Origin of the sequence: Streptomyces cacaoi (assembly GCF_006539165.1) — a bacterium.
In the GTDB taxonomy this organism is placed as follows: domain Bacteria; phylum Actinomycetota; class Actinomycetes; order Streptomycetales; family Streptomycetaceae; genus Streptomyces; species Streptomyces cacaoi.
Window position 1 is genome coordinate 1 of sequence record NZ_BJMM01000107.1, and the last position, 7,165, is coordinate 7,165.

The 7,165-nt window shown below is 71.8% G+C and carries 5 protein-coding genes; 4 read left to right on the top strand and 1 reads right to left on the bottom strand.

Annotation, left to right across the window (positions count from 1 at the left end; genetic code table 11):
- Positions 1-1,516: 1,4-alpha-glucan branching enzyme (gene glgB, locus SCA03_RS34075; protein WP_141275863.1), on the top strand; the 1,516-nt coding region annotated here is incomplete at its 5' end.
- Between the two features lie 112 nt (positions 1,517-1,628).
- Here glgB and SCA03_RS34080 read toward each other — a convergent pair.
- Positions 1,629-3,008 carry a cation:dicarboxylate symporter family transporter gene (locus tag SCA03_RS34080; protein ID WP_230989101.1) on the bottom strand — a complete coding sequence of 460 codons (1,380 nt, stop codon included), beginning with the start codon at positions 3,006-3,008 and terminating at the stop codon, positions 1,629-1,631.
- A gap of 265 nt (positions 3,009-3,273) precedes the next feature.
- On the opposite strand from SCA03_RS34080, the gene SCA03_RS36665 reads away from it, so the two are divergent.
- The 3 genes from SCA03_RS36665 (at position 3,274) to SCA03_RS34095 (ending at position 7,025) form a co-directional block, all read left to right on the top strand.
- Positions 3,274-5,100, top strand: a complete 1,827-nt coding sequence (locus tag SCA03_RS36665; protein ID WP_230989100.1) for a sensor histidine kinase — start codon at positions 3,274-3,276, stop codon at positions 5,098-5,100.
- On the top strand, positions 5,097-5,798 hold the full coding sequence (locus SCA03_RS34090; RefSeq protein ID WP_030885620.1) for a response regulator: 702 nt from the start codon (positions 5,097-5,099) through the stop codon (positions 5,796-5,798). Before SCA03_RS36665 ends, SCA03_RS34090 begins: the two co-directional genes overlap by 4 nt.
- 138 nt (positions 5,799-5,936) lie before the next feature.
- Positions 5,937-7,025, top strand: a complete 1,089-nt coding sequence (locus tag SCA03_RS34095; RefSeq protein ID WP_086818379.1) for a chitinase — start codon at positions 5,937-5,939, stop codon at positions 7,023-7,025.
- Positions 7,026-7,165 lie beyond the last annotated feature (140 nt).

Below are 7,165 nucleotides of genomic sequence, written 5' to 3' on the forward strand. Positions count from 1 at the left end.
GATGGCGCGGCGGGCGGCGCGCGAGCCGCACCGCGAGCCGCTGTCCGTCTACGAGGTGCATCTGCCCTCGTGGCGGCCGGGGCTGGGCTACCGCGAGCTGGCGGAACAGCTGCCGGCGTATGTGGCGGACCTGGGGTTCACCCACGTCGAGCTGATGCCGGTGGCCGAGCATCCGTTCGGCGGCTCGTGGGGCTACCAGGTGACCGGTTTCTACGCGCCGACCGCGCGGCTGGGCGGCCCCGACGACTTCCGGTATCTGGTGGACGCGCTGCACCGGGCGGGCATCGGCGTGCTCATGGACTGGGTGCCGGCGCACTTCCCCAAGGACGAGTGGGCGCTGGCCCGGTTCGACGGGACGGCGCTGTACGAGCACGCCGACCCGCAGCGGGCCGAGCATCCGGACTGGGGCACGCTGGAGTTCGACCACGGCAGGCGCGAGGTGCGCAACTTCCTGGTGGCGAACGCCGTCTACTGGTGCGAGGAGTTCCACATCGACGGGCTGCGGGTCGACGCCGTCGCCTCGATGCTCTACCTGGACTATTCGCGCGGGGACGGCGGCTGGACGCCCAACGCCCACGGCGGCCGGGAGGACCTCGACGCCGTCGCCTTCCTCCAGGAGATGAACGCGACCGTCTACCGGCGCTGCCCGGGGGTGTTCACCGCCGCCGAGGAGTCCACGGCCTGGCCGGGCGTCACCCGTGCCACGCACCACACCGGCGAGGGCGGGTTCGGCGGGCTGGGCTTCGGCTTCAAGTGGAACATGGGCTGGATGCACGACTCGCTGGCGTACATGGGCAAGGAGCCGGTGCACCGCAGGTACCACCACGGGGAGATGACGTTCTCGATGGTGTACGCCTACTCGGAGAACTACATCCTGCCGATCTCGCACGACGAGGTGGTGCACGGCAAGCGTGCCCTCGTCTCCAAGATGCCGGGCGACTGGTGGCAGCAGCGGGCCGGGCACCGCGCCTACCTGGGCTTCATGTGGGCCCACCCGGGCAAGCAACTGCTGTTCATGGGGCAGGAGTTCGCGCAGGGCGCCGAGTGGTCGCAGGAGCACGGGCCGCACTGGTGGCTGCTGGACCCGGGGTACGCGGCCGAGCCGGACCACCGCGGGGTCCGTGACCTGGTCCGGGAGCTGAACACCGTCTCCCGGGCGACCCCGGCGCTGTGGGAGCGGGACACCGAACCGGCCGGGTTCTCCTGGGCCTTCGAGGACCCGGCCGACACCGCCGACGACAACGTGCTCGCGTTCTGGCGGTACGCGGCCGACGGCTCCCCGCTGCTGTCCGTCAGCAACTTCTCCCCCGTCGTCCGGCACGCCTACCGGATCGGGGTACCGCCCGGCCACCCGGCCTGGTGCGAGGCCCTCAACACCGACGCCCGGCGGTTCGGCGGCGGCGGGGTCGGCAACCCGCAGCCGCTGACGGCCGAGCCGGTGCCGCACCACGGCAGAGAACACTCGCTGACGCCGGTCCTCCCACCCCTGGCAACACTCTGGCTCCGGCCCCGCTGAACCGCCGCCCGGCTGTGGCTGCGCCCCGTCCCGCCGCGCACCAGGGGCCGGGGGAAACCCCTGTGCTGCGGCAGGGACGGGGCGCAGGTCTGTGTTGTGTGTTGCCGGGCGGTTACGACTTGGCGAGGTCCGCGGGGGTCGTGTGCTGGCCGGGGACGGAGGCTTCGGAGTCGTCCGGGCCCGCGGCTGTCTCGTCGGACGGGCCGTGTGCGCCGTCGGCGGAGAGGGTGCGCTCGTCGAAGGGGACGCGGCCGGCAAGCACCTCGTTCACCCGGTCCCGGTCGATCTCCTTGGTCCAGGTGCCGACCAGGACGGTGGCCACCGCGTTGCCGGCGAAGTTCGTCAGCGCGCGGGCCTCGCTCATGAAGCGGTCGATACCGACGATGAGGCCGACGCCGTCGACCAGTTCGGGACGGTGGGACTGGAGGCCGCCGGCGAGGGTGGCCAGCCCGGCGCCGGTGACACCGGCCGCGCCCTTGGAGGCGATGAACATGAAGATGAGCAGCGAGATCTGCTGGCCGAGGCTGAGCGGGTCGCCCATGGCCTCCGCGACGAAGATCGAGGCCATCGTCAGATAGATCATCGTGCCGTCGAGGTTGAAGGAGTAGCCGGTCGGCACGGTGATGCCGACGACGGGGCGGCTGACGCCCAGGTGCTCCATCTTCGCGATGAGCCGCGGCAGGGCCGACTCCGAGGAGGACGTCGAGAGGATCAGCAGGAACTCGCGGCCCAGGTACTTCAGCAGCAGGAAGATGTTGACGCCGGTGAACAGCCGCAGGATCAGGCCGAGCACGACGAAGACGAACAGGAAGCACGTCAGATAGAAGCCGACCATGATGACGGCCAGGGACTTCAGCGCGTCCACCCCGGTCTCGCCGACCACGGCCGCCATGGCACCGAAGGCGCCGACGGGCGCGGCCCACATGACCATCGCCAGCACCCGGAAGACCAGCTTCTGGATGTGCCCGATACCGCGCAGCACCGGCTCGCCCGCCTTGCCCATGGCCTGGAGCGCGAAGCCGACGAGGAGCGCGACGAGCAGCGTCTGGAGGACCTCGCCCTCGGTGAAGGCGGACACCAGCGTCTTCGGGATGATCCCGAGCAGGAACTCCGTCGTGCCCTTGCCGCCCTCGGCCTGCGAGGCGCCCTCCTTGGCCGCCTCCTGGGACAGGTGCAGCCCGTGGCCCGGGTCGAGCACGTTGCCGACGACGAGCCCGATGGCCAGCGCGACCAGCGACATCGTCAGGAAGTAGCCGAGCGCGAGCCCGCCGACGGCGCCGACCTTGGCGGCCTTCCGCACGGAGCCGATACCCAGCACGATCGTGCAGAAGATGATCGGCGAGATCATCATCTTGATCAGATTGACGAAGCCCTCACCGAGCGGCTTCAGCTCGGTGGCCACACCCGGCGCCGTCAGGCCGAGGACGACACCGACGACGACGGCGGCGATCACCGCGATGTACAGGTAGTGCGTGCGGTCCTTCTTCTTCACCGGGGCCGCGGCCGGTTCGGCTGCGGCGGCCGGCCGGGAAGACGGCTGCGGTGTCTCCTTCGACACGTCGGCGGCTCCTCGTTCTTCGGGCATGTGCCGTACACATGCACGGGTCACACATGGGGGATTCGCGGCAAACGCCCGGTAAAGAGCGGCTATCGCGGATCCCGATCGTGCTGAGTCCCGGCGACTATGCACCACGGTGCGACGGGCGTCACCCTTACGTGCATTACGTGCATGAAATCGGCCACGGCAAACTGACCCCATGCGTCTCATCCGCCCCCACAGCCCCACGCGTCCGCGCTCCCTCGCGGGCCGGCTGTTCGCCATGCAGGTGGTGGTGGTCGCGGCGGTGGTGGCGGGATGCGCCCTGTTCGCCTACCTGTCCGGGCGCTCCCAGGCACGGGACGCGGCAGCGCACCGGGCCCGCGCCGCGGCACAGGCGGTGGCCGATTCCCCCTCCGTCGAAAGGGCGATCCGCTCGGCCGACCCCACCCGCCGGCTCCAGCCGTACGCGGAACGGGTACGCCGGGACACCGGCGTCACCTTCGTCACCGTCATGGACACCCACGGCATCCGCTTCACCCACCCCGACCCGGACCAGATCGGCCGCCGGTTCGTCGGGAACATCGGACCGGCGCTGCGGGGACACACCTTCGACGAGACCTACACCGGGACGCTCGGGCCCTCGGTGCGGGTGGTCGCACCGGTACGCGAGGGCGGGCGCGCGGGCCGCATCGTCGGACTGGTCAGCGCCGGCATCGCCGTGGAGACCATCAGCGAACAGGTGCACGAACAGCTGACCGCGCTGCTGGCCGTGGCCGGCGGGGCGCTGCTGCTCGGCGGGGCCGGCACCTATCTGCTCAACGCCCGGCTGCGCCGGCACACCCACGGCATGAACGCCGCCGAGCTGAGCCGGATGTACGACTACCACCAGGCGACCCTGCACGCGGTGCGCGAGGGGCTGCTGATGCTGGACGGGCAGCGCCGGGTGGCCCTGATCAACGACGGCGCACGGGAACTCCTCGGGCTGGCCGGGGACGGGCAGGGGGACGGCCGCCGGAGCCCGAACGGCCCGTGCGGGGACGGAACCGGAAGCCCGGACGGCCCGGGTGGGGCCGGGGGTTCCGGCGTCGCCGGGCGGGCCGGGGAGACGGGTGCGGGCGGTGCCGGGGTTGTCGGCCGGCCCGTCGAGGAGCTGGGGCTGCCCGCCGAACTGACCGCCGCGCTACTGTCGCCCGGGCCCCGGGTGGACGAGGTGCATCTGACCGCCGAGCGGGTCGTCGTCGTCAACACCTCGCCGGTGGACGGCGGCGAGCAGCGCGGCACCGTCGTCACCCTCCGCGACCACACCGAACTCCAGGCGCTCGCGGGCGAGTTGGACTCGGTACGCGGTTTCACCGAGGCGCTGAGGTCACAGGCGCACGAGGCGGCCAACCGGCTGCACACCGTCGTCTCCCTCATCGAACTCGGCCGCACCCGGGAGGCGGTCGACTTCGCCACGGAGGAACTGGAACTGGCGCAGGCGCTCACCGACCAGGTGGTGACCGCCGTCGGCGAACCCGTGCTCGCCGCGCTGCTGCTGGGCAAGGCCGCCCAGGCCAGCGAGCGGGGCATAGAGCTGACCCTCTCGCCCGACTCGCAGCTCGCCGACGACCCGGCGCTGCCCGCCCGTGACCTGGTGACGATCCTCGGCAACCTCGTCGACAACGCCGTCGAAGCCCTCACCGGGCGCCCCGCACCGCCCCGCCCGGACGACGACGGCACCGGCCGGGAAGGCACCCGCCACGCACCCCCCGGACCGCCGCGGATCACCGTCACCGTGCGGGCCGAACCGGCAGGCGGCCTGCTGCTGCGCGTGGCGGACAACGGGCCGGGACTGCCGGCGGACGCCCACGAAGCCGTCTTCACCCGGGGCTGGACGACGAAGGGAACCGGCGGAATCGGGCTCGCACTGGTCCGGCAGGCCGTGCGGCGCGGCGGCGGCACCATACGGGCCGACGAACGGCCGGGCGGAGGCGCCCGGTTCACCGTCCGGCTGCCGCCGCAGTCACCGGCGGTGCCGGAGGGCGGGGAGGCGCCGGCACGATGACCCTGCGTGTACTGATCGTCGAGGACGATCCCGTGGCCGCCGACGCACACGCCCTGTACGTCACCCGCGTCCCCGGCTTCACGGTGGCGGCCGTCGCCCACTCCCGGGCCGAAGCGCTGCGCACGCTGGACGAGCACGGCCCCGTCGATCTGATCCTGCTCGATCTGTATCTGCCGGACGGGCACGGGCTGGCGCTCCTGCGCTCCCTGCGGGCCGCGGGACACTCGGCCGACGTGTTCGCGGTGACCTCCGCACGCGATCTCGAAGTGATCCGCGAAGGGGTCTCGCTGGGCGTGGTCCAGCACGTGCTCAAGCCGTTCACCTTCCGCTCGCTCAGCGACCGGCTCCGGCAGTACGCCGACTTCCGCGCCACCACCCGCGCACGCGGCCAGGCGGCCAGCCAGGACGAAGTGGACAAAGCGCTGTCCGTGCTCCGGGCCGCGCCGCCCTCGTCCGCACTGCCCAAGGGCCTGAGCGCCGGCACCCTCAGCACCGTCACGGCACGGCTGCGCGCCGCCGCCGACGACGGGCTGACGGCGAGCGAAGCCGCGGCGGACATCGGCATCAACCGGATCACCGCACGCCGGTACCTCGAACACCTCGTGACGAGCGGACACGCCGACCGCCGGCACCGGTACGGGCAGGTCGGCCGGCCCGAACACCACTACGTGTGGCGGCGGGACGGGGCGGTCGACTGACGTTTTCGGGCGGGGGCGGCTGTCGCCGTGCCGCTGGGACCGACCCAACCCACCACGCCCGCCCTATTGTCCAGACCAATGGGGATCGCTAGCGTGCGGCAGCAGCTCACCAACGGGCTTTCCGGAAGGGAGAGTTGGATGTCCCCCCACAGCACATCCAGCGACAGCACGCCCAGCACGTCCCCCACCCCGCGCGGTCGGCGCCGGAGCAGGAGCCGCTCCCGCCGCAGACTGACCGTCGCTCTCGGCACCCTGGCCGCCGGCGCGCTCACCGCCTCGGCGCTCGCCGTCAGCGCCCAGGCCGCGCCCGAACAGTCGCACGAGGCCAAGGCCGCGGCGCCCAGCGGGCTCAACGGCCCCTACCTCTACCTGGGTTGGGGCAACCCGCCGGACCCGGTCTCCTTCATGGAGGAGACCGGCACCAAGCAGCTCACCATGGCGTTCATCCTCTCCGACGGCGGCTGTTCCCCCGCCTGGGACGGGCAGCGCCCGCTCGCCGGCGGCCAGGACGAGCAGGCGATCAAGGCGATCCAGCAGGCGGGCGGGGACGTCACCCCGTCCATCGGCGGCTGGAGCGGCAACAAGCTCGGCGAGGCGTGCTCCAGCGCGGAGGACCTGGCCGGGGCCTACCAGAAGGTGATCGACGCCTACGGGCTGAAGTCCATCGACATCGACATCGAGGCGAGCGAGGTCGAGAACGCCGAGGTCCGTCAGCGGGTCATCGACGCGCTGAAGATCATCAAGGACTCCAACGAGGGCATCAAGGTCTATGTGACCTTCGGTACCACCCCGCAGGGTCCCAACGAGAACGGCAAGGACCTCATCACCAAGGGTGCCGAGGCGGGGCTGGACGTGGACGCCTGGACGATCATGCCGTTCGACTTCGGCGACGGCACGACCGACATGGTGGCGGCCACCAAGTCCGCCGTGGACGGCCTCAAGGACCAGGTCAAGGCCGCCTACGGGCTGAGCGACGAGGAGGCGTACCACAAGTCCGGCCTCTCCTCCATGAACGGCAAGACCGATCAGCAGGGCGAAGAGGTGTCCGCCGCGGGCTTCCAGGAGATCGTCGACGACGCGAAGGCCAAGGGCCTGTCCCGGGTGAGCTTCTGGGCCGTCAACCGGGACCGCTCCTGCGAGGGCGGCGGCAGCCCCGGCGACTCGTGCAGCGGCATCGACCAGCAGGAGTGGGAGTTCTCCAAGATCCTCGCCGGCTACGGGGGCTGACGCCTCCCGACGGACCGTCCCGCCCGGGCCGCAGGCTATCCACCGCCTGCCGCCCGGGCGGCGGCGCTTTCCTCCACGAGGCCCCGCACAGGAGAAAGCCCCACTATGACGCGCACGAGGGGCAACTTCGAACCGGTACA